Origin of the sequence: Azospirillum formosense (assembly GCF_013340925.1) — a bacterium.
Lineage (GTDB): Bacteria > Pseudomonadota > Alphaproteobacteria > Azospirillales > Azospirillaceae > Azospirillum > Azospirillum formosense.
In genome coordinates this window covers 1-1,909 of the sequence record NZ_WHOR01000466.1, presented here as the reverse complement: position 1 = coordinate 1,909, position 1,909 = coordinate 1, and the positions used below count along the sequence as shown (strand labels likewise).

Below are 1,909 nucleotides of genomic sequence, written 5' to 3'. Positions count from 1 at the left end.
GGTCCTTGGACCCGCCTTGGGCGTACTCGGCGAAGCTCCAACGTGCTGCGCATCGAGAGCGAAATCCTGGATGTCCGCGTGTCGGCCAAACGACCCGACCGCGGCATCGCCCGCGTGCGCACCACCACCATCAACCAGGATGGCGAGATCGTGCAGCAGATGACCGCGAACCTGCTCGTCCCCCGCCGCCCCGGCACCGCACCGGAGTGACGGCGCAAGCGAATCCCCAAACGCACAAAAGGCCGCCCGGGGGCAGCCTTTTTGTATGCATCGTTGTCTTGCCATTTTGAGGGAATGGTGGGCGCACAAGGACTCGAACCTTGGACCCGCTGATTAAGAGTCAGCTGCTCTACCAACTGAGCTATGCGCCCATCCCCATCCGGGCATCGAAATGCTCGGCGGCATGAAAGGAAACCTGGGAACGATCCCTTTCGATCCGGAAAGTGATGGTGGGCGCACAAGGACTCGAACCTTGGACCCGCTGATTAAGAGTCAGCTGCTCTACCAACTGAGCTATGCGCCCATCACTTCTCGTTCACACCGGCACCGGAGCCTTCGTCTCTGCGACAGGGAGCGCCTGACCGTATCGACTAGGGTTCCTGTCCGGCCAAGCCGTCGTCCCGGCCGGTGTGGCGCGGTTTATAACGAAGGGTCCGGGGCTTGTCGATACCAAAATGGATAGGATCGCATTTTTTTGCGGGGCTCGTTCCGGCTCCGCATTCACCGTTCATAACCGCCTTCTTTGACAGCCGTCCAAGCCCGGCGCTATCACCCTTTCGCAGCGGATGGAAGGAGTGGAGACGATGCAGGGCTGGACCGAGGGTTATGTGGGAGGGATCGGCTACATCCACGCCTTCTATCGGGAACTGTCGCCGGCGCTGTTGTCCTTCGCCCTGACCCTGCGCGGCTGGCGGCCCCCGATGGACCTTGCCGGGTCCTTCGCCTGCGCGGAGATCGGCTGCGGCCACGGGGTGAGCAGCGCCGTCCTGGCCGGCTGCCATCCCGACGCCCGGTTCGAGGCGGTGGACTTCAACCCCGGCCACATCGCCGGCGCCCAGCGCCTCGCCGCCGAGGCCGGGCTGGACAACGCCGCCTTCCGGGAGGAGAGCTTCGCCGAGTACGCCCAAGGCGGGTCCAAGGACCTGGACATCGTGACCCTGCACGGCGTCTGGTCCTGGGTCAGCGCGGAGAACCGGGCGATCCTGGTCGACACGCTGAAACGGCGGCTGAAGCCCGGCGGGCTGGTCTTCGTGAGCTACAACGCCCTGCCCGGCACGCTCGCCTACACGCCGCTGCGCCGCGTCCTGGTCGAACATTGCGCCGACCGCACCGGCCCGCTGCCGGAGCGGATCGAGGAGGCCGTGGCCTTCGCCAGCCGCCTGACCGCCCTCAACGCCGGCTGGTTCGCCCAGGCCGACGCGCTGCCGGGGCGGCTGGACTCCCTGAAGCGCAAGTCGCCCAACTACATCGCCCACGAGTATCTGAACCGCGACTGGACGGCCTTCTACCACGCCGACGTGGCGCGGGAGTTGACCGCGGCCAAGCTGGACTTCGCCGGCCCCGCCGTCCCGATGGAGCAGATGGACGAGCTGTCCCTGCCACCGGACGCCCTGCCCCTGCTGGCCGAGGCGCGCGACCCGGCCTACCGCGAGACGTTGCGCGACCTGCTGACCAACCGCGCCTTCCGCCGCGACCTGTTCGTGAAGGGGGCGGAGCGGTTGACCGCGGCGGAGCGGCGGGACCGGCTGCGCGCCACCCCCCTCGCCCCTCCTGTGCCGCCCGGCGATCTTCCGGCGGGCTTTCCCTTTTACAACTCTCCAAGCCCCCACCAATCAGTGCGAACTTCGAGGACGTGTTCCTCCTTACAAAAAAAGAAAACAACAAGAGCACATGCTGTGGAGAGGTGACG

At 66.2% G+C, this 1,909-nt stretch carries 1 protein-coding gene, 2 tRNA genes and 1 pseudogene; 2 read left to right on the top strand and 2 right to left on the bottom strand.

The window, feature by feature from the left end; genetic code table 11:
- Nucleotides 1-210, top strand: a pseudogene (locus tag GBZ26_RS29040) (hypothetical protein); the annotation flags it as partial.
- Between the two features lie 85 nt (nucleotides 211-295).
- Here the strand turns inward: GBZ26_RS29040 and GBZ26_RS29035 are convergent.
- Nucleotides 296-371 (bottom strand) — tRNA-Lys (locus GBZ26_RS29035).
- Nucleotides 372-447: 76 nt separating this feature from the next.
- Nucleotides 448-523, bottom strand: a tRNA-Lys gene (locus tag GBZ26_RS29030).
- Nucleotides 524-803: 280 nt separating this feature from the next.
- Here GBZ26_RS29030 and GBZ26_RS29025 point away from each other — a divergent pair.
- On the top strand, nucleotides 804-1,907 hold the full coding sequence (locus tag GBZ26_RS29025; RefSeq protein WP_247884952.1) for a class I SAM-dependent methyltransferase: 1,104 nt from the start codon (nucleotides 804-806) through the stop codon (nucleotides 1,905-1,907).
- The last annotated feature ends 2 nt before the right edge of the window (nucleotides 1,908-1,909 follow it).

Bases quoted from the DNA above. Each gene is read 5' to 3' on its own strand.
- GBZ26_RS29025 (WP_247884952.1), top strand. From the start codon at position 804: ATGCAGGGCTGGACCGAGGGTTATGTGGGAGGGATCGGCTACATCCAC.